Genomic DNA, 25,162 nt, shown 5'->3' with positions numbered 1-25,162 from the left:
TCCTTTTTTTATATAAGATCTTTATTTATTAAAACGGCATCCCATCATCATCCGGTGCTCCAAAGGCATCCTCTGCACTAGGGAAATTATTTGATGATATCTCTTGATTGAAATCATTCATTTTTGACTGGAACTCATTTCCAAAACCTTCTTCTAAATCAGAGAATTTTGCCAAATGCCCAGTAAACTTCAATCGAATATTCTCTAAACCACCATTTCTGTGTTTTGCTACAATAAACTCCCCCTGTCCTTCACACGGTGAATGATCGTCATCATCCCATTCTGTGATACCATAGTATTCCGGACGGAAAATAAACGATACAATATCGGCATCTTGCTCAATCGCACCAGATTCACGTAAATCAGAAAGTAATGGTCTTTTTGATCCTCCACGAGTTTCAACAGCACGAGATAACTGAGACAAGGCAATCACAGGAATATTCAATTCCTTTGCCAAAGCCTTTAGGTTTCGAGAAATCATGGAAATTTCCTGCTCACGGTTTCCATTAGCCGCTCCACCGGCCGTCATCAATTGCAAGTAATCAATAACTATAATTTTAATTCCGTGTTGAGAAGCCAAACGACGTGCCTTGGCACGTAAATCAAAAATGGATAACGAAGGGGTGTCATCAATAAATATCGGCGAATCCGTTAAGTTTTTCACTTTCACATTCAACTGCTCCCATTCATGTGGTTCCAGATTACCTTTACGTAATTTTTCAGAAGTCAATCCCGTCTCACTAGAAATCATACGTGTAATCAACTGTACTGATGACATCTCCAAAGAAAACAAAGCTACAGGATGTCCAAAGTCTATCGCCATATTCTTAGCCATAGAAATAACAAAAGCCGTTTTCCCCATACCCGGACGTGCGGCAATAATAATTAAATCGGAAGGCTGCCAACCAGAAGTCAAAGCATCTAACTTTGTAAAACCAGTTTCCAAACCACTCATTCCTTCTTGGTTTCCAATTTCTTGAATTTTAGTTACCGCTTGCTTTACCAAGTCCTTTGCACTTTCAGAACTTTTCTTAAGATTACCTTGAGTTACTTCAAAAAGTTTAGATTCAGCATCATCTAACAAATCAAAAACATCAGCAGTTTCATCATAAGACTGCTCAATAATCTCACTTGAGATACTAATCAACCTTCTTTGAATATATTTTTGAATGATAATACGGGCATGGAATTCAATATGCGCAGAAGAAGCAACTTTCTGAGTCAATCCTATCAAATAAAAATCACCTCCAACAAAATCTAATTTTCCATTTTTACGCAATTGATTTGATACCGTAAGTAAATCTGTTGGCTCAGAATTCTGAAACAAAGTATAAATAGCATCATAAACTTCTTGATGTGCTTCTTTATAAAAGGCCTCTGCATGCAATATATCAATCACATCATCAATCCCCTTTTTATCAATCATCATAGCCCCTAATACAGCCTCTTCTAAATCAATAGCCTGTGGTGGAATTTTACCTTTTTCAAGGTTTATAATCCTGCTTTTATCAACTTTTTGCCCTTTGACGGTTCTTGCTTGCTCCATATGACAAAATTAATTTTTTAATTCTATTATTAAATTTTTTAGAGCACTTTATTTGTACACATCCTTGTTTATAAAAGGTTCAAATTGTTAACAACATTTTTTCACCCCATTTCTGCCTGTATTATTTACAGAAAATTAGCTGGTAATTATATAATTCTTCAAATAAAATAAAAATCTACTCCTGTCTCACAGGCTGATAGAACTATATTCATTAATTTTGAATCTAGCCTTGTTCTCATATGAAAGACGATTTACTTGCAAAATATTTATCAAATTTTTTATTCGTACAAATTCTATTTGTTCAAATAACATCTAGATACCCCAACTTTATAGAAAAATATTATTCCAATGGAATCTACAAAGGAATATCTGTTTTCTACAGAACAGCCTTAGGATGGATTCCATTCAGCATTGGAGACCTTGTTTACATAATCTTTGCATTTATTTTTATAAGATTTTTATATGTCATTTTTAGGGATAAAATGACAGAATTACGCTCTTATCGACTGTCTATTGGTGCAGCATTATCCGTACTGTATTTTTTATTTTATTTTAGTTGGGGAATGAATTATTATCGAATTCCTTTGGCTCAAAAACTTCAATTAGAAAGAGAAAACTACAGTACCGAGACACTCAATCATTTTACTCTTAAAACTATTAAAACTATTAACAGGCTTCATTCTTCTGTGGTTAAAAATGACACGATCCCTTTTAGAATTCCATATACTAAAAAAGAACTCTATAAAAAGACTAAGAGTGGATTCTATGAATTATCAAAAACGCATCAAAATTTCAAATATCAAGTTCCCTCTATTAAACACTCTTTGCTAAGTACACCTTTAACCTATATGGGATTTGCAGGCTACCTGAACCCTTTTACCGGAGAAGCGCAAGTAAATTCAAAAATTCCATTATATACATACCCATTCACTATTAGTCATGAAGTTGCGCATCAACTAGGCTATGCCGCAGAAAACGAGGCTAACTTTATCGGCTATCTAGCCTGCACAAAACATCCTGATGTTTATTTTCAACTTGCTGGTCATGTTACGGCCTTAAAATATTTATTGAATGAATTGGCTAAAAGAGACGAGGATCTCTATAAAGAAGCGACTCAAATACTTCACCAAGGAATTTTAATCAACTTTAGGGAATCCTATAATTTTTGGAATTCTTATGAAAACCCATTAGAACCTATTTTTAAAAAATCTTATAACGTTTATCTAAAAGCAAACAAGCAAAAATCTGGAATCAAAAGTTATAACTATATGGTTGATTTGTTAATTCATTACTCAATAGACAAATAACAAACTTAAAACCTGCGTGAAGACACAGATAAATTAACTGATATAAATCATTGATTTGTATTTATTTAATCTTTAAATTAGAGTAATTAATAAAACAAGTACTGTTTATAAACTTTTGTTTATTTACACCCCTAGTGTTGTTGAGTTAGTCTATTGTATAATGTTCTAAATCAATTGCTATGAAAAGAATTTACACACTTATTGGGCTCCTCATGTTCGCCTTGCTCATCGCTTGCGACAATTCTGAAATATTACCGAGAGAAGATAACTACAACTATGAAATCGCGGTAAACATTCTCAACTATTCAGACCTTGAATTCCCTGAAGGTACCTTTATTTACATCGGCGCAACCGTTAAAGACACCTTTATCGCGGTTGACTCCATGAAAATCAACCAAGTAATACCTTCTAAAGAAAACTTAAGCGGCAAATCACATTCCAAAATTGTTGTTCCTCAAAAAACAAGAGCAGAAGAGCGGCTGAAACTTTGGGAAATAAATTTGCTGAAAGTAAAAAACATCTCAAACAATGGTTGTATTCTAATTAGATTTCCTGAAAAGAAATATGAAATTGTCTGTCATTCCTTTAACTTTAATGAAAACACAAACGCTATATTAGAATTAGAAATGGAATTTACTGAATATGGTGAATATTTCTATAGCATGGATATTGACATTGACCAATATAATCTTAAAGACCGAAAAAGCTCTAAATTAGTTTTCATGCAATTATAAAAATTACCAAAGCCTCTTTTTAGGACATATGGATTATTAATTTATTTTTGCACAAAACAAAATTGATGCATAAAAAAATTTCCAGCTTACAAAATCCACTGATAAAGGAATTGGTACAATTGAAAGAAAAATCAAGAGTTAGAAAAAAAAGTGGAAAATTTTTATTGGAAGGACAACGGGAAATTGAACTAGCAACTCTGGGAGCATATACATTAGAAAAAATAATTTATTGCTCCCAGATTTCAAGTCTAGATAAAATAAATTCCTTAGAGTCTAGCCTTAATCCTTCAATTGAATATTTAGAGGTTACAAAAGAAGTGTATCAAAAAATTGCGTACAGAGAAACTACAGAAGGAATTCTAGCAGTTGTCTGTGCAAAAAAACACGAATTAGAAAACATTGTCTTCAAAAGAAACAAACCGCTATTATTAATTGCAGAAGCACCAGAAAAACCAGGTAATATAGGTGCCTTATTGAGGACTGCCGACGCGGCAAACGTAGATGCTGTTTTGATTGCCAACCCTAAAACAGATTTATACAATCCAAATATTATTAGAAGTAGTGTTGGTTGCCTATTTACTACGCAAATTGCCACTGGTTCAACTAACGAAATTTTAACCTACCTCAAGAATCATAATATTACCTCATACGCTGCTGCTTTAAAAGAAGATTCTCAACCTTATCAAAATCAAGATTTTAAAGAAGCAAGTGCCATTGTTGTTGGTACAGAATCTACAGGACTTTCAGATTTATGGCTAGATAACGCCTCCAAAAAAATAATCATTCCAATGAATGGAAAAATAGATTCAATGAATGTTTCTGTTGCGGCTTCAATTCTTATCTTTGAGGCCAGTAGGCAAAGAAACTTCGAGTAATTCTGCAGAATATAATAACCTGAAACATTTTGCACAATCCTGAAACAATCTTCCTATTTTTGTAATCTTAAACCATTTCAATTAATTAAACATGACTGCATCTTTAGTATTTAAAATTTTAATTGGAATCATAATTATTAATTTCATCAAGGAAGAAGTTCTTTCTTTCTTAAACGCGAAACATTTTAACGACAAATTACCAGATGAGTTAAAAGATGTTTATGATGATAAAGCCTATAAAGAATCTCAGAATTACAAGAAAACTAATTATGATTTTTCATTTTATACCAATAGTTTTTCTATCATTCTCACATTATCTTTATTCTTTTTTGAAGGTTTTGCTTGGATTGATTCCTTTGTTAGAGGTTTCACGAACAATGAAATCACTCAAACCTTAATATATTTTGCAATTTTGTTTTTCGGAAGTGATATTTTAAACACTCCCTTTGCATTCTATAAAACCTTTGTAATCGAAGAAAGATTCGGATTTAACAAGTCGACCAAAAGACTTTTTATTTTAGACAAACTAAAAGGATGGGCTTTAGCTATCGTTGTTGGAGGACCTCTTTTAGCCTTAATCACATGGTTTTATCTAAAAACAGAAAATAAATTTTGGATCTACACTTGGGCAGTGATTACCCTATTTACTTTATTCATGAATTTATTTTATTCTTCATTAATTGTTCCATTATTTAACAAACAAACAGCCTTAGAAGCTGGAGAATTAAAAACAGAACTAGAAAACTTTGCTGCAAAAATTGGGTTTCAATTGGATAAAATATTTGTCATTGATGGCTCTAAAAGATCAACAAAAGCAAATGCATATTTTTCAGGTTTTGGTCCTAAAAAGCGTATTGTACTTTACGACACGCTGATAAAGGAACTCACAACACAAGAAATTGTTGCAGTCTTTGCTCATGAAGTAGGCCATTATAAAAAAAAGCATATTATTTTTAATTTATTTGCTTCCATATTATTAACAGGTTTCACTTTATACATATTATCCCTTTTGATTGGAAACCCCTTACTATCAGATGCTCTACGTATTGAGGAACCAAGTTTTCATATTGGACTGATAACATTTAGTATACTGTATAGTCCAATCTCAGAAATTACAGGCCTTGCTATGAATGCAATTTCTCGTACTTTTGAATATCAAGCAGACAGTTATGCTAAAAAATATACAAATGCAGAAAACCTGATAAGTTCCTTAAAAAAACTATCCAAAAATAGTTTGAGTAACTTAACACCCCACAAAGCAACTGTTTTTGCGCACTACTCTCATCCTACTTTATTGCAACGTATTCGTAGTCTGAGAAAATAATATTTAGAATTAAAATGTCTTTTATTTTATGACGTATAATGTAACTATAGAAGAAGAAAATAAAGAAATAGCCAATAGGTATAAAGATCTTTTAAAAGGTACTTATCAAACATTATCCGAAAGTGATAAAGTTTTAATTAGAAAAGCCTTTGATCTTGCACTTGAAGCGCACAGTGATCAAAGGAGAAAAACAGGAGAGCCTTATATTTTTCATCCTATTGCTGTTGCGAAAATTGTGGCCTATGAAATTGGTTTAGGTGCAGAATCCATTGCTGCTGCTTTATTGCATGATGTTGTTGAAGACACTCCTTATACTGTTAATGATATGGAACGTCTTTTTGGTGAAACCATAGCCAAAATTGTAAGTGGACTTACCAAGATTTCCAGACTTAATAAGGAACAAGACGCCTCAATTCAAGCAGAGAATTTTAGAAAAATGCTACTTACATTACATGATGATGTTCGTGTAATTCTAATCAAAATTGCTGACCGTTTGCATAATATGCAAACCATGGAATCAATGCCTGGTTACAAACAGGTTAAAATTTCCTCAGAAACACTATATATCTACGCTCCTTTAGCACATCGTTTAGGACTTTATAATATCAAAACGGAACTAGAAGACTTAGGTTTGAAATATACAGAACCAGAAGTTTTTAATGATATTAAAGAAAAACTTAATGCAAACAAAGAAGAACAGAACGCATATATTGAACGATTTTCTGATAACATTCGTGAGAATCTAGATAAAGAAGGTTTCTCATATAAAATTAAAGGGCGTACAAAATCTATCTATTCTATTCGTAGAAAAATGCGAGCGCAGAATGTTTCCTTTGATGAAGTTTATGATAAGTTCGCCATTAGAATTATCTATGATTCTGATGTAAACAATGAAAAATTTGATGCATGGAAAATCTACTCCATCATCACAGAACAATACAACCCGAACCCTTTACGATTAAGAGACTGGATAACAAATCCAAAAACTACTGGATATGAATCCCTGCATATAACTGTTATGGGTCCAGGTGGTAACTGGGTAGAGGTTCAAATTCGTTCAAATCGAATGGACGAAATTGCTGAAAAGGGATATGCTGCACATTTTAAATACAAACAAGGAAACCAGAATGAAAAAGGTCTAGAAACTTGGTTAGATCGTTTAAAAGACTCTCTAGAAAATGGTAACATTAATGCTGTTGATTTTGTAGAAGATTTTAAATTAAATTTATATTCAGAAGAGATTTTTGTTTTTACTCCAAAAGGGGAATTAAAAACACTTCCAAAAGGTGCGTCGGCTCTTGATTTTGCCTTTTCTATTCATACGGATATCGGCCTAAAATGTAGGGGAGCAAAAGTAAATGGTAAACTGACACCGTTAGATACTGTTTTAGGAAGTGGAGATCAAGTAGAGGTCCTAACCTCTAACGTTAAAAAACCTAATAATAGGTGGCTAGAATTTGTAGTGACTGCAAGAGCACGTGCTAGAATTAGAGCCGCTTTAAAAGAAGAAGAAAAAGGAATCGCAGAAGAAGGAAAAGTTTTATTAACTCGTAAATTACGACAACTAAAAATTCCTTTTAATGATAAAACAGTAAACGACCTTGTTCGTTTTAACAAATTAAAAACTAGCTTCGATCTATTTTACAGGGTTGGAACTGGGGCAATTGAAAACTCTGAATTAAAAGCATTTGCAAATCAAAGAAGTAATTCTATTTACAACTTCTTTAAAAATAAAATTCAACGAAGCGGGAGCAACAAAAAAGGAAAAGACCAGGAACCAGATGAGCTTACCAATAATTATGATTTATTAGTTTTTGGAAAAGACGAGGAAAAACTAGAATACAAATTATCTAAGTGTTGTAATCCTATTCCAGGTGATAAAGTATTTGGTTTCCTAACTATAAACGATGGAATAAAAGTTCATAAGCATGATTGTCCCAATGCAATTAGCATGCAATCAAACTATGCCTACCGGGTTATGTTTGCTAAGTGGATTGATTCCTCAAAGCAAAATTTCAAAGTGACCCTAAAAATTAGTGGTGAAGATAAACTTGGAATTCTAAATAACTTGACTCGAATTATATCTGGAAATTCCAATATGAACATCTACAACATCAACTCTGTTACTAGAGGTTCTATTTTCCAAGGAAAAATTACTATTGATGTAAAGAATAAAACCCAGTTAAAAAAGCTAACTGAAAACATTCTTAAAATTGATGGAATCAATAAAGTCTCAAGAGTAGACTAATATAAAGCCCATAAAAACTACCGTTTTTCATTTAAAAGAGATCGGTAGTTTTTATGTATCTGACTTCCTAAAATTCAATTATTTGCTTTGAAGTATTTTTTCTTTAAAATCAGGTAAATAAATTGACAAATCCACTCGTCTAAATGAAAAATAAAGTTAAATTTGCGTTTTGCTATTTTAAATAGTTTATAGGATGAAAGAAAACAATAATAATCAAGAAACAGTTAAGGCCGTTTTTGTGAAGTTTCTAGAGAAACACAGTCACAGAAAAACTCCGGAAAGGTTTGCTATACTTCAAGAAATCTATGATTTAGATGATCATTTTGACATTGAATCTTTATACATAAGTATGAAGAACAAGAACTACCGAGTAAGTCGTGCTACTTTATACAATACGATTGAATTATTATTAAGTAGTGGTTTGGTAAGAAAACACCAATTTGGTCAAAACCAAGCTCACTATGAAAAAAGTTTCTTCAACAAACAACATGATCACGTAATCCTAGATACTGGTGAGGTTATTGAATTTTGCGATCCAAGAATTCAAAATATCAAAAAATCAATAGAAGAGTTTTTCAATATAGATATTGAAGATCACTCGCTATATTTCTATGGAAAAAAAAGACAATCAAAACAATAAAACAAATTAATTTTTAGATAATGGCTGTAGATTTATTATTAGGCTTACAATGGGGAGATGAAGGGAAAGGTAAGATTGTAGACGTTCTTACAAAAAATTACAACTTAATTTCTCGTTTCCAAGGAGGACCTAACGCAGGACACACTTTGATTTTTGATGGACACAAACACGTGTTACATACAATTCCTTCAGGGATATTTCATGATGATGCTTTAAACATTATTGGAAACGGAGTAGTTATTGACCCTGTTATCTTTAAAAAAGAATTAGAAAACTTAGATAAGTTTAACTTAGACTTAAATGCTAAAATTCTTATTTCAAGAAAAGCGCATTTAATACTACCAACCCACCGTTTATTAGATGCTGCTTCTGAAGCATCAAAAGGTAAGGCTAAAATTGGTTCTACTTTAAAAGGAATTGGACCAACTTACATGGACAAAACAGGACGTAACGGAATGCGTGTTGGTGATTTAGAATTAAGTAACTGGGAAGAAATTTTTGACATCTTAACTCAGAAACACTTAAAAATGTTAGAGTTCTTTGATGTAGCACTAGAATACAACTTAGGTGAATTAAAAGCTGAATTCTTTACTGCTGTTGCTCGCTTAAAAGAAATGACTTTTATCGATAGTGAAGAGTACTTACATAAAGCAATAAAATCTAACCAAACAATTTTGGCAGAAGGTGCACAAGGTTCTTTATTAGATGTTGATTTTGGAACATACCCATTTGTTACTTCTTCAAACACTACAGCAGCTGGTGCTTGTACTGGTTTAGGAATTGCTCCTAACTCGATTGGTGAAGTATACGGTATCTTTAAAGCTTACACTACTCGTGTAGGATCTGGACCATTCCCAACAGAATTATTTGATGCTGATGGTGAAAGAATGGCTAAAGTAGGTCATGAATTTGGAGCTACTACAGGTAGAGCTAGAAGATGTGGTTGGTTAGACTTAGTAGCTTTAAAATACGCTTGTCAGGTAAACGGAGTTACGCAACTAAACATGATGAAAGGTGATGTTCTTTCTGGTTTTGAAACTTTGAAAGTATGTACTGCTTATGAATACAAAGGAGAAGTAATTGAACACTTCCCATACAATATTGAGCCAGAAAACGTAAAACCTATTTACACGGAGTTTAAAGGATGGAAAGAAGATATAACAGAAATTTCTTCTGAAGCAGAATTCCCGAAAGAATTGTCAGAATACATTGCATTTATAGAAAAAGAAACTGAAATTAAAATCAGTATCGTTTCTGTAGGACCTGATAGAAAACAAACAATTGTAAGATAATTACAAATCGTTTAAATATAAAAAAAGCCCAATCCTAACAGATTGGGCTTTTTTATGAACTCAAGTAATTATTTTTTGGCTTTTTCTCTTTCTTCCTTTGCATGAGCCCAATACTTATTCATTTGTTTTTTACCTCCAACAGCTTCAGTTTGAGCAGCTGCAAAGGGAGCTACAATAGCTTTATACTCTTCTTTACTCGGCTTCTTACCTCCATTCGCTTGTTTCGCTTCGTATATAGCTTTTTGCTTTTTTACCTCTTCATCATATACCACTTTCGTTTGTGCATCATCCAAAGACAAAAATGTTTTCATATCCTGAGATACAGCTGTTGCTTTTTTATCTATCCATTTTGGTGTTTTTTGTGCTGATACAGAAAATGCAAAAAATAAAACTGCTACGATACTTAATAATTTTTTCATGTTTAATTGTTTTGGTTATTAATTATTATAAATATAATTTAAAAATATATAAATTCTGACATACCAATGTCAATAACAGTTCTTAAAATGTATTTATCTGTCAAAATCAAAAAAGCACCTCTTTAAAGAGATGCTTTTTTTAATATAAATAAGATGTAGGTCTTTAACTATACATCTTTTTTCTCTGTTCTTTTACTTTCGGATCAGACAAATACTCATCAAAGGTAGCATATTTGTCAATCACTCCTTTAGGAGTAATTTCAATAATTCTATTGGCAACAGTTTGCGCAAACTCATGATCATGCGTAGAGAACAATACAGTACCTTTAAAATTAGTCAAAGAATTATTCAATGCCTGAATCGATTCCAAATCTAAGTGATTGGTTGGCTCATCTAACATTAAAACATTTGCTCTTACCATCATCATACGAGACAACATACATCTCACTTTTTCTCCTCCAGAAAGAACGTTACATTTTTTCAATGCCTCTTCCCCACTAAAAATCATTTTACCTAAGAACCCTCTTAAATGAACCGCTTCACGCTCTTCTTCAGTTTTAGCATATTGACGTAGCCAATCTACCAAGTCCAACTCAGCATTCTGAAAGAACTCTGCATTTTCTAAAGGCAAATAAGATTGATTTGTAGTCACACCAAAATCAAACGAACCTGAATCTGCATCCAAATTACCATTCAAAATTTCATAAAAAGAAGTTACCGCTTTAGAACTTTTAGATATTACCGCAACTTTATCTCCCTTTGCTAAATTGATATTTACATTCTGAAACAAAACTTCTCCATCAATTTCTTTTGATAAATTCTCAACATTCAAAATCTGATCTCCGGCTTCACGTTCTCTTTCAAAAATGATCGCAGGATATCTTCTACTTGAAGGCTTGATATCATCTACATTTAATTTTTCAATCATCTTCTTTCTACTGGTAGCCTGTTTAGACTTCGCCATATTTGCAGAAAAACGACGGATAAACTCTTCTAGTTCTTTCTTTTTATCCTCTGCCTTTTTATTTTGTTGCGCTCTTTGCTTGGCAGCTAACTGACTTGACTCATACCAAAAAGTATAATTTCCTGAGTATTGATTTACTTTTCCAAAATCAATATCTGAAATATGCGTACATACAGCATCTAAAAAGTGACGGTCATGAGAAACAACAATTACAGTATTTTCATAATTTGCCAAAAAATGCTCTAACCAAGCAATTGTTTCAAAATCCAAATCGTTGGTAGGCTCATCCATAATCAATACATCTGGATTACCAAACAAAGCCTGAGCAATTAATACACGTACTTTTTGTTTACCATCCAAATCGCCCATAAGCGTATAATGCATATCATCTTTAATTCCCAAAGACGACAAAAGCGTAGCTGCATCACTTTCTGCAGTCCAACCTCCCATTTCTTCAAATGTAACTTGAAGTTCTCCAATTTTATCAGCATTTTCATCTGTATAATTGGCATACAAATCATCAATTTCTTTCTTTACACTAAACATTTCCTTGTTCCCCATCATTACTGATTCTAAAACTGGAAATTCGTCAAAAGCAAAGTGATCCTGAGATAAAACAGACATTCTTTTACCTTTCTCCAAAGAAACATATCCTGAAGTAGGCTCTAATTGACCCGTTAATATTTTTAGAAAAGTAGATTTACCGGCTCCATTGGCCCCAATAATTCCATAACAGTTTCCTTGAACGAATTTTGTATTTACTTCGTCGAATAAAACACGTTTACCGAACTGAACAGATAAGTTTGATACTGAAAGCATTGTATGATTTTTTATTTTTTTGCAAAAATAAATAAAAAGCATGATATATGCCTGAAAATGTAAGAATACTTAAGGAATTAAAGTAATTTCTATTGTTTTTGAAGCTGACGCAAACCTTCTCCTAAAGCCATTGCAACGGCATTCCCTAAATTAAAACTTCGCACAGTACCTGGGAAAGGAATTTTAATACATTGTTTTATATAGGTATCTACAATATCTTGAGATAAACCATCTGATTCTCTTCCAAAAATCAACCAATCTCCTTCCCTATAGTCCACATCGTAATAAGCTTTCTCCGCACGTGTTGTAAAAAAGAAAACTCTAGAGATATCTGGTATACTTTCTATCAATTTTTCAAAATTGTCATGATATGAAAGATTCAAATCGCCCCAATAATCTAAACCTGCTCTTTTCACACGACTGTCCGTAATTTCAAAGCCCAAAGGTTTTACCAAGTGCAATGTACTCAAGCTACCTACACACAAACGTCCTATATTCCCCGTGTTATTTGGAATTTGTGGATTGACTAAAACAATATTAAAATTAGGTTTCACGTTTTGATTATTTGACATTGGCTCAAAAGAAAAAAAAGATTAAACAGCAATAAAAAAAAATTACTTAAAACGATAAGTCTATTTTATTTGAGTTTCTAAATAATGTTCCTCAATACCATAAGTAGTTTTGATTCCCTTAATTTTCTGATTCAAAGCCTTTTCATCAACCTCCTTATTGGATTTTGTTGCAACCAACATTACATTTTTACGTGTATGTTCATTGGATACAAATTCGAAAATTTTAGTCTGGTAGTGCCTCTTCTCTAATATCAATGCACGAATAGTATCCGTTACCATTTCAAATTGACGCTCTTTAAAAATTCCGTATTTTAAAATAGGATCTTCCTGCTCTTTCCCTTTTAAGGACTGACGCACTTGTTTATGACAACAAGGAGCACAAACTATCAAACCTGCTTTTGCCATAATTCCTTTCGTTATAGCATCATCAGTAGCAGTATCACAAGCGTGCAAGGCTATTAAAATATCAATTTTTTTATTTTCATATTCTTGAATTGGCTTGCATTCAAACTTTAAATTCTCAAACTCACACTTTTCAGCAACATCATTACAGTAATCTACTAATTCTTTTCGTAATTCTATTCCGGTAACTGTAACGTTCATTTTTCTTTGAACTACCAAATAATCATACAAAGCGAAAGTCAAATATCCTTTACCTGATCCCATATCCACAATTTGAATCTGCTTCGGTAATTTAGCATTAGAAATCAAACCTTCCATGATTTCCAAATATTTGTTTATTTGACGGAATTTATCAGCCATTTTAGGAATCACAGTATTACTAGCATCTGTCACCCCTAAATAACGTAAATATGCCCCCATTTCCGCACGTTTTTCTTTTGGTTTATCGTGTGTTATCGGTGGCTTATTCGTAAAACTTGGTGCCCCTTTTTTAAATGAAACAACTTTCTTTTTTGAAACAAAAACTTGTAAATCCTCTCTCAGTGTAAAAACTACAGCTGTTCTAAAGGTAGTTAATAAAAAGTTTTGCAACTCTTCAATCCCTTCATTAATTCCAAAGTTCTTCACCTGATCATTAGTTTTGTAATGATAGGTGAAAGACATTTTTACTTCCTCTTTAATCAAAACCAGTCGAACATAAATATTTCTTAATCCATCGTTTTTACGAAGCGGTTTACTTAAAGTAATTTTAACAAAATCATCTGCTGCAATACTAGTTTGTATTACTTCTGAAAATGTATCAAATGAGCTCATGATTCTGTTTTTTAATATTGAAATTAATATACTTTAATTATTATAGTGCAGCAAGGCTCGCCTTTAACGTTTCTATTTTAGCCAAAGCATCTGCTTCCTTATTTCTCTCTAAGGTAATCACTTTTTCAGGGGCGTTATTTACAAAACGCTCATTGCTTAACTTCTTTTGAACCGATTTTAAAAAACCTTCAATATATTTTAATTCTTCGGTAATTTTTGCAATCTCTTCCTCTACATTAATGGCTCCTGAAATTGGAATAAAGTACTCGTTTGATTTGATTCTAAAACTTAAAGCTCCTTCAACGGCAGCATCCACTTTATTAATTTTAGAAGTATTCCCTAGTTTTTCAATAACCGCATCAAAAGTGGCACTTGACTTCTCATTGTCTAAAACAGATAATTCAATGGCGTCTTTAAAACTGATGTTTTTATCTTTTCTAATTTTTCTTATTCCAGAGATTACTTCTGAAGCAAACTCAAAATCATGGATAATTTTTTCATCAAAAGAAACCAATTCCGGATATTCTGCAATAATTAAAGCTTCTTCCGTTGATCTCTCCTCTAAGTGTTGCCAAATTTCTTCTGTCAAGAAAGGCATGTAAGGATGTAAAACCTTAAGATTATCCTCTAAGCAAGAAATAGCAGCTTTATAGGTAACCGCATCAATTGGTTGTTGGTAACCAGGTTTGATCATTTCTAAGAACCATGACGAAAAATCATCATAAATCAATTTATAAATTGTCATCAAAGCCTCAGATATTCTGTATTCTTCAAATGACTTTTCGATACTTAACAATGCCTTTTGGAACTTTGCGTTGTACCAAGCAATCGCTGTTTTAGAGGATGCTGGTTGTTCAATTGTTTCTGAAACTTCCCATCCATTAATCAAACGGAAGGCATTCCAAATTTTACTGGAAAAATTACGTCCTTGTTCACATAATTCTTCGTCGAATAATAAATCATTTCCAGCTGCTGCACTTAACAACAACCCTGTACGAACACCATCTGCCCCATATTTTTTCATCAACTCAATAGGATCTGGCGAGTTTCCTAAAGATTTAGACATTTTTCTTCTTTGCTTGTCTCTTACAATTCCCGTAAAATAAACATTGCTAAATGGTTTTGCATCTGCAAACTCATATCCTGCAAAAATCATTCTAGCAACCCAAAAGAAAATAATATCAGGCCCAGTAACCAAGTCATTTGTAGGATAATAGTAATTAAATTCTTCGTTATCCGGATTTTTAATTCCATCAAATAACGAAATTGGCCATAACCAAGATGAAAACCATGTATCCAAAGCATCTGGATCTTGTTTGATTTCTTCTAAAGTCAATTCTTTATTTCCTGTTACCTCTTGAGCCTTTTGCAATGCTTCCTCTTTAGATTCAGCCACTACATAGTCTTCTAAACCTTCTCCATAGAAATATGCCGGAATTTGGTGTCCCCACCATAATTGACGAGATATATTCCAATCTCTAATATTTTCTAACCAATATTTATAGGTACTATTGTAGTGTTTTGGATAAAACTTGATATCCTCATCTTTTAAAACTGCGTCTAAGGCTGGTTTCACAATTTCTTCCATTTTCAGGAACCATTGAACCGAAATTTTAGGTTCAATTACCGCCTTTGTTCTTTCAGAAACACCAACTTTATTGATGTGTTTTTCTGTTTTCACTAACGCTCCAAGAGCTCGTAATTCTTCAGCAATCTCTTTACGAACTACAAAACGATCTTTCCCTTCATAATGCAATCCTAAAGAATTTAAAGAACCATCATCATTTAGAATATCAATCACTTCTAAATTATGTTTCTCTCCAATCGCTTTATCGTTTTGATCATGAGCAGGAGTAATTTTCAAACATCCTGTACCAAATTCTAAATCAACATATTCATCTTCTATAATAGGAATCACTCTATTGGCAATAGGAACTATCACTTTTTTCCCTTTCAAATGAGCAAAACGTTCATCTGTAGGGTTGATGCATATTGCTGTATCCCCTAATAATGTTTCAGGTCTGGTGGTAGCAACTGTAACTGTTTCTTCAGATCCCTCTATCTGATAATTGATATAATATAAATTACCTTGTTTCTCAACAAACTCAACCTCTTCATCTGACAAAGTTGTCTTTGCTTCAGGATCCCAGTTTACCATTCTATATCCTCGGTAAATTAATCCTTTGGCATATAAATCAACAAAAACCTTACTCACCGCAGCACTTAAATCGTCATCCATGGTAAAAGCAGTACGCTCCCAATCACAAGAAGCTCCTAACTTTTTAAGTTGTTCTAAAATAATTCCACCATGTTTATCAGTCCATTCCCAAGCATGTTTTAAGAACTCATCACGAGTTAAATCGTCTTTATGAATCCCCTCTTCTTTCAACTTTGCTACTACTTTTGCCTCTGTAGCAATAGAAGCATGATCCGTTCCAGGTACCCAACATGCATTGAAACCTTTCAATCTAGCACGACGAATCAAAACATCTTGAATGGTATTATTCAACATGTGTCCCATATGCAATACACCCGTTACATTAGGTGGAGGGATGACAATAGTGTAAGCCTCTTTTTCGTTAGGTGTAGAATGAAAATATCCATTCTCCATCCAATAGCTATACCATTTATCTTCTACTTTTTCCGGATTGTATTTATTTGGGATCATTTGAAATGAATTGAAATTATTTTTCTTTTTATTCTAAAAGTCTTCTTAACTTTTTAAGTGATGGCAAAAGTACAATTATCTCTTTTAACTAAAAAGTTAACAAACCTATATTTTGTAGGGTCATAAATATGTTTATTTTTGTTTTTGTAAAACTATAATTATGAAAAATATATTAATGGCTATAGCCTTGTTTGCAGGGACTTTTGCTATCAATGCACAAGAAACCACTGTACCAAAAGATTCACTTAATTCTCCAATAGCACAACCCGTTGAAGATTTTGATGCAAATGCTGCAGTATTTCAATTTGAAGAAGAAGTAATTAACTATGGTGTCATAGAAAAAGACTCTGATGGGAATAGAGTTTTTAAATTTACCAATACAGGAGGAAGTCCACTAATTATTGCGAATGCAAAAGGTAGCTGTGGATGTACAGTTCCTACCTATGATAAAGAACCAATCATGCCAGGAGAATCTGGAGAAATAAGAGTAAAATATGCAACAAACCGAGTAGGACGTTTTTCTAAAACGGTAACGTTAACCTCTAATGCATCAGAGCCTAAAAAAGTATTGAGAATAAAAGGGGAAGTATTACCTGAAAAAAAATAAAGATTCATAAAACAAAAAAAAGCCTTTCAAATGAAAGGCTTTTTTTATGACTAGTTTTTGTAAACTTTAGTCGCTTCAAAAAGATGTTTTAATATTTCTTTATCTTTAATATCAAAGTTTCCTTTTTTCAATTCACACATTTTTTGTGCATCTACAATAGCTTTTTCAATTTCGTACTCATGTTGTGCATCACTCCCCCCCCAACTAAACGAAGGAACAAACTTGGAAGGAAAACCAGATCCAAATACATTTGATGAAACGCCAATAACTGTTCCTGTATTTATCATTGTGTTAATTCCTAACTTTGAGTAATCTCCCAAAAACAGACCGCAAAAACGCAAACCTGTAGTCACAAAATCATTTTCTGCATAATCCCATACACTTACTTCACTATGGTTATTTTTCATATTTGAAACATTGGTATCAGCCCCAAAATTACACCACTCTCCTACTACAGAATTTCCTAAATATCCATCATGCCCTTTATTAGAATTCCCCAAAAAGACCACATTCTTAATTTCTCCTCCAACCGTACAATTTGGACCTACCGTTGTTCCTCCATATATTTTAGCCCCCATCTTTACGACAGCATTCTCTCCTATTGAAATAGGACCTCTTAGTAAGGATCCCTCCATCACAACAGCACTTTTTCCAATGTACACAGGTCCGTCCGTTACATTAATCACAGTACACTCCAAAACAACACCTTCTTCTAGAAATACATTATCTCGGGCCCCTACTATTGTATTGGTACTAGAAATTGCTGCAGAAGTTCTATCTCCTTTTAACAACTTGAAATCCTCGTTAATCTCCCTATAATTATTTGAAAAAATATCTGATTTTGTTTCTAGTTTATAAAATTCCTCTTGAAACTCTACCAATTCGTAAGATTCAAAATCTATTTCTTCTTGCTCTTTTGAAGCAAAAAACGCAATCATATCTTCATTACTCATCAAAGCCTGATTCTCGCCAAGAAAACTTATCTCAGTGGCTAGTGTTTTATTAGGAATCACAGAAGCATCAATATAAATATTTTCATCAAACTCAACTATAGGATATTTGGATTCCAAATATTCTTCTGTCAGATAAGTAACAGTACAACCAAGCAATTTCTCCCATTTTTCTTTAATTGTAAGAACCCCTATTCTCATCTCAGAAACAGGTTTGGTAAATGTAAACGGTAATAGATTATCCCTTGTTGGACCATCAAATAAAATATAATTCATTGTCAATTTCTTTTAAGCAAAGGTATCGAATTGACATCAAATTTTGCTCTCATAATTTATGTGGTTTCTCTATATCAATTAAAATCATTAATTTTAAGAACATCATCTTTTGTAAGATGATGCTATTAAATCGACCAAAAATCAAACTAAACTTATTTATGAAAAAAATCACAGCCGCGGCATTACTATCTATCGTTTTGATATTTGGGGCCTGCTCCTCTTCAAGTTCTGAAGAAATCGAAACAAAGACTTTTACAACTCAACTCTCTGGAACCTCTTTAATTTTCGGAAATGTAGAAGTTACCCAAACCACCGAAAAAACTTTTACAGTTACAAATACAGGTACCGAAGAAATTACTATCAGTAACATCACTACCCCTGAAGGTTTTACAGTTAACCCTACTTCTGGTAGTATTGCTACGGGAACTTCTAAAACCTTTACCGTAGGGTTTAGTCCAACAACAATCTCCAACTATAATGGAAGTATGGCTATTACATCAAATTCAACCAGTACCGCTGCTACAATTAGTGTTGCAGGTACAGGTATCGCTTCAACGAGCGCGAAAACCTATGACAATACCATTGCACCAATTATGGCACAAAGTTGTTCCGTCACCGGATGTCATAGTGGAAACAATCCTTCTGATGGCATTAGTTTAACAAATTTCTCGGAAGTTAAAGATGGATTTAAAAATGATAGATCATGGCAGGAAATTTTAGATGGAACAATGCCTAAATTTAGACCATCAGACCCTATTCCAGCACTCACTCAGGAAGAAAAAAACAATATAGAACAATGGATAAATGCCGGATATCCGTCTGGAGAATTGGTAACCGTTAGTTATGTTAATGACATTGCTCCGTTGGTAAATCAAAGTTGCGCTACAACTAACTGTCATGGCGGAGCAACCTCTCCAACACTTACAAGCTACTCTTTAGTAAAAACAGCTTTTGAAGCAACAGGGGCAAGCAGTTCTATAGGCAGAATTGAAAGCGGTAATATGCCTAAAAACAGCTCAAAATTAGCACAATCTAATATTGATTTATTAAATACTTGGATTGAAACAGGTTTCATTCAACAATAACAACCGTACAATTTTACTACAACTCTTAAACAAACTCACTGTAATAGATAAAAAAGGCTTTCCAAATGGAAAGCCTTTTTAATTTTCAAAAGCGATTCGCTTTTATTTATTTAAGTACATTTTTCTTCTTGAGTACAACTCATAAAATGCATCATCTTTAAGATCATCTATAAACAAGATACTCTCACCTGTTGATTTCATTTCAGGTCCTAATTTCTTATCTACATTCGGGAACTTATTGAAAGAGAAAACTGGTTGCTTGATTGCAAAACCTTCCAATTCAGGTTTGAAATCAAAATCAGTTACCTTATTTGCTCCTAACATCACTTTTGTTGCATAGTTCACATAAGGCTCACCATAAGCTTTTGCGATAAATGGAACCGTACGAGATGCTCTTGGGTTTGCCTCAATAATGTATACTGTATCATCTTTTACAGCAAACTGAATATTGATCAATCCTTTAGTTTTTAAAGCAACTGCTATTTTTTTAGTATGCTCCTTAATTTGATTCATTACAAATTCCCCTAAGTTAAATGGAGGCAAGGTAGCATTTGAATCCCCAGAGTGTACTCCACAAGGCTCAATATGCTCCATAATTCCGATAATGTAAACATTACCATCCTCATCACAAATTGCATCAGCTTCAGCTTCAATAGCACCTTCTAAATAGTGATCCAATAATAATTTATTTCCAGGAATAGAACGTAATAACTCAACAACATGAGCTTCTAATTCTTCTTTGTTAATTACAATTTTCATTCCCTGCCCTCCTAATACATAAGATGGACGAACTAATATTGGGAAATCTAAATTATCTGCAATCTCTAATGCTTCATCAGCATTTGTAGCCGTTCCAAATTGTGGGAAAGGAATTTCTAAAGATGTTAACATATCAGAGAAACGCCCTCTATCTTCAGCTAAATCCAACGCCTCAAAACTAGTTCCCATGATTTTTACACCATACGCTTCTAATTTCTCAGCCAATTTCAATGCTGTTTGTCCACCTAACTGAACTATCACTCCTTCTGGCTTTTCATGACGAATAATGTCATAAATATGCTCCCAGAACACAGGCTCAAAATATAATTTATCAGCTGTATCAAAATCTGTAGAAACAGTTTCTGGGTTACAGTTGATCATTACAGTTTCATAACCTGCTTCTTTTGCAGCTAATACACCGTGTACACAACAGTAATCAAACTCAATCCCTTGACCAATTCTATTTGGTCCAGAACCTAATACAACTACTTTTTTCTTATCTGTAACAACTGACTCATTTGCAGAAAAAGTTTTTCCATCTGCAGTAGTCATGGTATTCTCAAAAGTTGAATAGTAATATGGTGTCTGTGCAGCAAACTCAGCAGCACAAGTATCTACTAATTTATATACACGGTTGATGTTTAACTCCTCACGTTTTTTGTAAACTTCAGATTCTAAACAACCTAACATATGTGCAATTTGTCTATCACCGTAACCTTTTTGCTTTGCTTCTAACAATAAGTCTTTAGACAAAGTATCTAATTTGAAAGAAGAAATTTCTTTTTCCAAAGTAAATAACTCTTCATATTGCTTTAAGTACCACATATCAATTTTAGTGATATCATGAATCTTACTTAAAGAAATTCCAGCTTTGATTGCATCGTAAATAGAGAATACTCTATCCCAAGATGCATAAGTTAATTTAGAGATAATCGTATCATAATGAGTTTCCTCTTTACCATCCGCTCCTAAACCGTTACGTTTAATTTCTAATGATTGTGTTGCTTTGTGCAATGCTTCTTGGAAAGAACGTCCAATTCCCATTACCTCTCCTACTGCTTTCATTTGAAGACCTAAAGTTCTATCAGCCCCTTCAAATTTATCGAAGTTAAAACGAGGAATTTTTACAATTACATAATCCAAAGTTGGCTCAAACAAAGCAGAAGTAAATCCTGTAATTTGATTGTTCAACTCATCTAAACTATACCCTAGAGCTAATTTAGTTGCAATTTTTGCAATTGGGTATCCAGTCGCTTTCGATGCCAATGCAGAAGAACGAGATACACGTGGATTAATTTCAATAGCAATGATATCTTCTTTCTCATCTGGAGAAACTGCGAACTGAACGTTACATCCTCCTTCGAAATCACCGATTGAACGCATCATATGGATTGCCATATCACGCATTTTTTGGAAAGTAGAATCACTCAAAGTCATTGCTGGTGCAACAGTGATTGAATCTCCAGTATGGATTCCCATCGGATCCATATTTTCAATAGAACAAACGATTACAACATTATCATTACGATCACGTAACAACTCCAGTTCGTATTCTTTCCATCCCATCATTGCTTTATCGATCATCACCTCATGAATTGGAGAAATTTCCAAACCATGTGATAATAAATCATCAAAATCAGCTTCATCATAAACAATTGCAGCTCCTGCTCCCCCTAAAGTAAAGGAAGAACGAATACATAATGGGAAACCAAACTCTTGAGCAATTGTTTTTCCTTGTAAGAAAGATGTTGCCGTTGCTTGAGGCGCCATATCAACACCTATTTTCCCCATTAACTCACGGAATTGTTCTCTATCTTCAGTAATATTAATGGCGTCAATATCCACACCAATCATATTTACATTAAAATCTTCCCAAATTCCTTTTTCGTCAGCTTCAATACAAAGATTCAACGCTGTTTGACCACCCATTGTGGGTAAAACCGAATCAATGTTTGGATGATTTTTTAAGATTTCAATAATTGACTTTGTAGTCAACGGCTTCAAATAAACATTATCCGCTAATGACGGATCTGTCATAATTGTTGCAGGGTTAGAGTTGATCAATGTCACCTCAATACCTTCTTCCTTTAAAGATCGTATAGATTGAGAACCTGAATAATCAAATTCACATGCTTGTCCAATTACAATTGGACCAGAACCTATAATTAAAACCGACTTAATGTTTTTGTTTTTTGGCATCCTATTAATTTTATAACGAAAAGGTAATCAGCACCTTTAATTTTTAACTTACTTCTGATTCGTTTATTCAAAAAAAAGGTGTTACTAATAAATAGTAACACCTGTTTTATATGAATTAAATATTCATTATTTTTTTGGTCTAGCTGAAGATGAAACAGATAATCTCTTTCTTCCTTTAGCTCTTCTTCTAGCTAAAACTTTACGTCCATTAGCTGAAGCCATTCTTTCTCTAAAACCGTGTTTGTTTCTTCTTTTTCTCTTTGATGGTTGGAATGTTCTTTTCGGCATTACTTATATTTTTAAAAATCTTATTTTATTTATACTAGCTTCGGTACAAAAACCATCCACTAAAAGCGTTGGCAAATATACAAAACCTTTTACGTCTAGCAAGATGTTTTTCAAAAAAAATAAAAATATTTTCTTCCCCACTTACAACATCAATTTACAAAAAACTTAAAGCTTTAGTTTTAACAAACTTAACAATCAAAACACAGATAATTTATATTTTAAAATCATATAAATTAATAGTCCAATAGGCAATGCTTATAACTTTATCTTCAAATGCCAACTTGTCAGCCAACACTGTCTTGTAGTCAGAAAACTCTTTTTGGTATTTTTTTTGTCAAGTAAATGGTATTCTAAATTAAAATAATAATTAAAACATATAATTATGGCTAAAGGAAACATTAATGTATCGGTAGAAAATATCTTTCCGTTAATTAAAAAATTCTTGTACTCTGATCACGAAATATTTTTACGTGAATTAATTTCAAACGCTACAGATGCAACTTCAAAAATGAAACACCTTATTACTATGGGTGAAGCTGGAAGTGAAGAGTATGGTAATCCAGTAGTAGAAGTTATTGCTGATAAAGAAAACAAAACACTTCGTATTATTGATCAAGGAATTGGTATGAACGAAGAAGAAGTTGAAAAATACATCAACCAGATTGCTTTCTCTGGAGCTGAAGAATTTATCGACAAATACAAAGACAAAGTTGAAGATTCTGGAATTATTGGTCATTTTGGTTTAGGATTTTACTCTGCCTTTATGGTTGCCGATAAAGTTGAAATTATTACAAAATCTTTCAAAGATCCAGCTGCTGTTAAATGGACTTGTGATGGATCTCCTAATTATGAAATTGAACCTGTTGAAAAAGAAACAAGAGGTTCTGAAATTGTACTTCATATTGCAGAAGACTCATTAGACTTTTTAGAAGACTCTAAAATAAATGAGCTTTTAAACAAATACAATCGTTTCAATCAAATTCCAATTAAGTTTGGAACTAAAGAAATCAATGATCCAGAATTTACTCCGCAGACAACTACGGATGCTGATGGAAAAGAAACTACAGAGCCACACAAGCAAATTACTGTTGATAATATCATCAATAATGTGAACCCAGCATGGACAAAAAAACCATCTGATTTAGAAGCAGATGACTACAATTCTTTTTACAGAGAATTATATCCTACTCAATTTGAAGAGCCATTATTCAACATCCACTTAAATGTTGATTATCCATTTAACTTAACAGGAATCTTATACTTTCCTAAATTAAGTCAAAGCATGGATATCCAAAAGGATAAAATTCAATTATACCAAAACCAAGTATTTATTACGGATAACGTAGAAGGAATTGTTCCTGATTTCTTACAAATGTTAAAAGGTGTAATTGACTCACCAGATATTCCATTAAACGTATCTCGTTCTTACTTACAGGCTGATGGTGCTGTAAAAAAGATTTCTGGATATATCACTAAAAAAATTGCAGACAAGCTAACATCATTATTCAAAAAAGACCGAGCAGATTTCGAACAAAAATGGAACGATATCAAGGTAATTATTGAGTACGGAATGTTGTCTGATGATAAATTTTACGACAAGGCTAAAAAATTCTCTTTGTTCCCAACGGTAGATGATACTTTCTTTACTATTGAAGAACTTCAAGAAAAAATTAAAGCTGCTCAAACTGACAAAGATGGAAATACAATTGTATTGTATGCAGCCAACAAAGAAGCACAACACGGATACATTCAAGAAGCTAAAGAAAAAGGTTACGAAGTATTACTTTTAGATTCTCCTATTGTATCTCACTTAATTCAGAAAATTGAAGCAAGTAATGAAAAACTTAAATTTACTCGTGTAGATTCTGACCATATCGACAACCTTATCAAAAAGGATGAAGAGAAAATCAGCAAACTTTCTGATGAAGAAAAAGAAGCGTTAAAACCTATTATTGAAGCAAATGTACCAAAAGAGAGCTACACTGTTCAATTGGAAGCTTTAGATTCAAACGCAAATCCATTTAGCATCACTGTTCCAGAATTCATGAGAAGAATGAAAGAAATGAGTCAGACCGGTGGCGGTGGAATGTTTGGAATGCAAAACATGCCAGAAATGTACAATTTGGTTGTAAATACAAACAATGATTTAGTAAAAGAAATTCTTGATAATAAAGATGAAGCGATCCAAAAAGAACTGATTGGTCAAGCTTTTGATTTAGCAAAATTATCTCAAAACTTACTTCATGGTGAGGAATTGACTAATTTTATCAAACGTAGCTATAAAATGATCAAGTAATATATTTTACGTAAACTGACTAAAAATCGTCGTTACTCTGGTAGCGACGATTTTTTTTAAACAAGCAAGCCGTAAACTG

The 25,162-nt window shown here is 33.0% G+C and carries 19 protein-coding genes; 10 read left to right on the top strand and 9 right to left on the bottom strand.

Annotated elements, in window-relative coordinates; all coding sequences use genetic code 11:
- Positions 1 to 28: 28 nt before the first annotated feature.
- Positions 29 to 1,546 carry a replicative DNA helicase gene (gene dnaB / locus AC2DGP_RS02155; RefSeq protein ID WP_484491388.1) on the bottom strand — a complete coding sequence of 506 codons (1,518 nt, stop codon included), beginning with the start codon at positions 1,544 to 1,546 and terminating at the stop codon, positions 29 to 31.
- A 239-nt stretch (positions 1,547 to 1,785) separates the two neighbouring features.
- Here dnaB and AC2DGP_RS02150 point away from each other — a divergent pair, with 239 nt between their 5' ends.
- The 7 genes from AC2DGP_RS02150 (at position 1,786) to AC2DGP_RS02120 (ending at position 9,966) form a co-directional block, all read left to right on the top strand.
- Positions 1,786 to 2,853 (top strand): DUF3810 domain-containing protein, encoded by a 1,068-nt coding sequence (locus tag AC2DGP_RS02150; protein WP_484491387.1) that lies wholly within the window; start codon positions 1,786 to 1,788, stop codon positions 2,851 to 2,853.
- 179 nt (positions 2,854 to 3,032) lie between these two features.
- Positions 3,033 to 3,587 carry a hypothetical protein gene (locus tag AC2DGP_RS02145; RefSeq protein WP_484491386.1) on the top strand — a complete coding sequence of 185 codons (555 nt, stop codon included), beginning with the start codon at positions 3,033 to 3,035 and terminating at the stop codon, positions 3,585 to 3,587.
- A 65-nt stretch (positions 3,588 to 3,652) separates the two neighbouring features.
- Positions 3,653 to 4,462, top strand: coding sequence for a TrmH family RNA methyltransferase (locus AC2DGP_RS02140; protein ID WP_484491385.1), 810 nt, complete (start codon positions 3,653 to 3,655; stop codon positions 4,460 to 4,462).
- Between the two features lie 91 nt (positions 4,463 to 4,553).
- Positions 4,554 to 5,786 carry a M48 family metallopeptidase gene (locus AC2DGP_RS02135; protein WP_484491384.1) on the top strand — a complete coding sequence of 411 codons (1,233 nt, stop codon included), beginning with the start codon at positions 4,554 to 4,556 and terminating at the stop codon, positions 5,784 to 5,786.
- Positions 5,787 to 5,814: 28 nt separating this feature from the next.
- A complete protein-coding gene (locus tag AC2DGP_RS02130) occupies positions 5,815 to 8,034 on the top strand; it encodes a RelA/SpoT family protein (RefSeq protein ID WP_484491383.1) in 2,220 nt (739 codons plus the stop codon).
- Between the two features lie 193 nt (positions 8,035 to 8,227).
- Positions 8,228 to 8,674 (top strand): Fur family transcriptional regulator, encoded by a 447-nt coding sequence (locus AC2DGP_RS02125; RefSeq protein WP_300323110.1) that lies wholly within the window; start codon positions 8,228 to 8,230, stop codon positions 8,672 to 8,674.
- Between the two features lie 20 nt (positions 8,675 to 8,694).
- Positions 8,695 to 9,966, top strand: coding sequence for an adenylosuccinate synthase (locus tag AC2DGP_RS02120; RefSeq protein WP_484491382.1), 1,272 nt, complete (start codon positions 8,695 to 8,697; stop codon positions 9,964 to 9,966).
- Between the two features lie 68 nt (positions 9,967 to 10,034).
- On the opposite strand, the gene AC2DGP_RS02115 is transcribed toward AC2DGP_RS02120, so the two are convergent.
- From AC2DGP_RS02115 to AC2DGP_RS02095, 5 genes are all read right to left on the bottom strand, one after another.
- Positions 10,035 to 10,385 (bottom strand): hypothetical protein, encoded by a 351-nt coding sequence (locus AC2DGP_RS02115; protein WP_484491381.1) that lies wholly within the window; start codon positions 10,383 to 10,385, stop codon positions 10,035 to 10,037.
- A gap of 163 nt (positions 10,386 to 10,548) precedes the next feature.
- A complete protein-coding gene (locus AC2DGP_RS02110; RefSeq protein ID WP_484491380.1) occupies positions 10,549 to 12,168 on the bottom strand; it encodes an ABC-F family ATP-binding cassette domain-containing protein in 1,620 nt (539 codons plus the stop codon).
- An 89-nt stretch (positions 12,169 to 12,257) separates the two neighbouring features.
- The gene (locus AC2DGP_RS02105; protein WP_484491379.1) at positions 12,258 to 12,722 is read right to left on the bottom strand and encodes a tRNA (cytidine(34)-2'-O)-methyltransferase; all 465 of its coding nucleotides are present in this window, start codon (positions 12,720 to 12,722) and stop codon (positions 12,258 to 12,260) included.
- 78 nt (positions 12,723 to 12,800) lie between these two features.
- Complete coding sequence (locus tag AC2DGP_RS02100; protein ID WP_484491378.1) at positions 12,801 to 13,955, bottom strand: class I SAM-dependent methyltransferase; 1,155 nt, start codon at positions 13,953 to 13,955, stop codon at positions 12,801 to 12,803.
- Positions 13,956 to 13,995: 40 nt separating this feature from the next.
- Positions 13,996 to 16,623, bottom strand: coding sequence for a valine--tRNA ligase (locus AC2DGP_RS02095; protein WP_484491377.1), 2,628 nt, complete (start codon positions 16,621 to 16,623; stop codon positions 13,996 to 13,998).
- 160 nt (positions 16,624 to 16,783) lie between these two features.
- Here AC2DGP_RS02095 and AC2DGP_RS02090 point away from each other — a divergent pair, with 160 nt between their 5' ends.
- Positions 16,784 to 17,230 (top strand): DUF1573 domain-containing protein, encoded by a 447-nt coding sequence (locus AC2DGP_RS02090; protein ID WP_484491376.1) that lies wholly within the window; start codon positions 16,784 to 16,786, stop codon positions 17,228 to 17,230.
- 50 nt (positions 17,231 to 17,280) lie between these two features.
- On the opposite strand, the gene AC2DGP_RS02085 is transcribed toward AC2DGP_RS02090, so the two are convergent.
- A complete protein-coding gene (locus tag AC2DGP_RS02085; RefSeq protein ID WP_484491375.1) occupies positions 17,281 to 18,456 on the bottom strand; it encodes a GlmU family protein in 1,176 nt (391 codons plus the stop codon).
- 158 nt (positions 18,457 to 18,614) lie between these two features.
- Between AC2DGP_RS02085 and AC2DGP_RS02080 the strand changes: the two genes are divergently transcribed.
- Positions 18,615 to 19,541, top strand: coding sequence for a choice-of-anchor D domain-containing protein (locus AC2DGP_RS02080; RefSeq protein ID WP_484491374.1), 927 nt, complete (start codon positions 18,615 to 18,617; stop codon positions 19,539 to 19,541).
- A 102-nt stretch (positions 19,542 to 19,643) separates the two neighbouring features.
- On the opposite strand, the gene carB is transcribed toward AC2DGP_RS02080, so the two are convergent.
- Complete coding sequence (gene carB, locus AC2DGP_RS02075) at positions 19,644 to 22,499, bottom strand: carbamoyl-phosphate synthase large subunit (RefSeq protein WP_484491373.1); 2,856 nt, start codon at positions 22,497 to 22,499, stop codon at positions 19,644 to 19,646.
- A gap of 126 nt (positions 22,500 to 22,625) precedes the next feature.
- Positions 22,626 to 22,787, bottom strand: coding sequence for a 50S ribosomal protein L34 (rpmH, locus tag AC2DGP_RS02070; protein ID WP_484491372.1), 162 nt, complete (start codon positions 22,785 to 22,787; stop codon positions 22,626 to 22,628).
- A 382-nt stretch (positions 22,788 to 23,169) separates the two neighbouring features.
- Between rpmH and htpG the strand changes: the two genes are divergently transcribed.
- Positions 23,170 to 25,083: a molecular chaperone HtpG gene (gene htpG / locus AC2DGP_RS02065; RefSeq protein ID WP_484491371.1), complete on the top strand. Its 1,914-nt coding sequence runs from the start codon at positions 23,170 to 23,172 to the stop codon at positions 25,081 to 25,083.
- Positions 25,084 to 25,162: the final 79 nt, after the last annotated feature.

It is taken from the genome of Flavicella sp. IMCC45537, assembly GCF_057197705.1.
The sequence above is the reverse complement of the archived record's forward strand: the minus strand, read 5'-3'. Positions and strand labels throughout refer to the sequence as shown.

Bases quoted from the DNA above. Each gene is read 5' to 3' on its own strand.
- dnaB (WP_484491388.1), bottom strand. From the start codon at position 1,546: ATGGAGCAAGCAAGAACCGTCAAAGGGCAAAAAGTTGATAAAAGCAGG.
- AC2DGP_RS02150 (WP_484491387.1), top strand. From the start codon at position 1,786: ATGAAAGACGATTTACTTGCAAAATATTTATCAAATTTTTTATTCGTA.
- AC2DGP_RS02145 (WP_484491386.1), top strand. From the start codon at position 3,033: ATGAAAAGAATTTACACACTTATTGGGCTCCTCATGTTCGCCTTGCTC.
- AC2DGP_RS02140 (WP_484491385.1), top strand. From the start codon at position 3,653: ATGCATAAAAAAATTTCCAGCTTACAAAATCCACTGATAAAGGAATTG.
- AC2DGP_RS02135 (WP_484491384.1), top strand. From the start codon at position 4,554: ATGACTGCATCTTTAGTATTTAAAATTTTAATTGGAATCATAATTATT.
- AC2DGP_RS02130 (WP_484491383.1), top strand. From the start codon at position 5,815: ATGACGTATAATGTAACTATAGAAGAAGAAAATAAAGAAATAGCCAAT.
- AC2DGP_RS02125 (WP_300323110.1), top strand. From the start codon at position 8,228: ATGAAAGAAAACAATAATAATCAAGAAACAGTTAAGGCCGTTTTTGTG.
- AC2DGP_RS02120 (WP_484491382.1), top strand. From the start codon at position 8,695: ATGGCTGTAGATTTATTATTAGGCTTACAATGGGGAGATGAAGGGAAA.
- AC2DGP_RS02115 (WP_484491381.1), bottom strand. From the start codon at position 10,385: ATGAAAAAATTATTAAGTATCGTAGCAGTTTTATTTTTTGCATTTTCT.
- AC2DGP_RS02110 (WP_484491380.1), bottom strand. From the start codon at position 12,168: ATGCTTTCAGTATCAAACTTATCTGTTCAGTTCGGTAAACGTGTTTTA.
- AC2DGP_RS02100 (WP_484491378.1), bottom strand. From the start codon at position 13,955: ATGAGCTCATTTGATACATTTTCAGAAGTAATACAAACTAGTATTGCA.
- AC2DGP_RS02095 (WP_484491377.1), bottom strand. From the start codon at position 16,623: ATGATCCCAAATAAATACAATCCGGAAAAAGTAGAAGATAAATGGTAT.
- AC2DGP_RS02090 (WP_484491376.1), top strand. From the start codon at position 16,784: ATGAAAAATATATTAATGGCTATAGCCTTGTTTGCAGGGACTTTTGCT.
- AC2DGP_RS02085 (WP_484491375.1), bottom strand. From the start codon at position 18,456: ATGAATTATATTTTATTTGATGGTCCAACAAGGGATAATCTATTACCG.
- AC2DGP_RS02080 (WP_484491374.1), top strand. From the start codon at position 18,615: ATGAAAAAAATCACAGCCGCGGCATTACTATCTATCGTTTTGATATTT.
- carB (WP_484491373.1), bottom strand. From the start codon at position 22,499: ATGCCAAAAAACAAAAACATTAAGTCGGTTTTAATTATAGGTTCTGGT.
- rpmH (WP_484491372.1), bottom strand. From the start codon at position 22,787: ATGCCGAAAAGAACATTCCAACCATCAAAGAGAAAAAGAAGAAACAAA.
- htpG (WP_484491371.1), top strand. From the start codon at position 23,170: ATGGCTAAAGGAAACATTAATGTATCGGTAGAAAATATCTTTCCGTTA.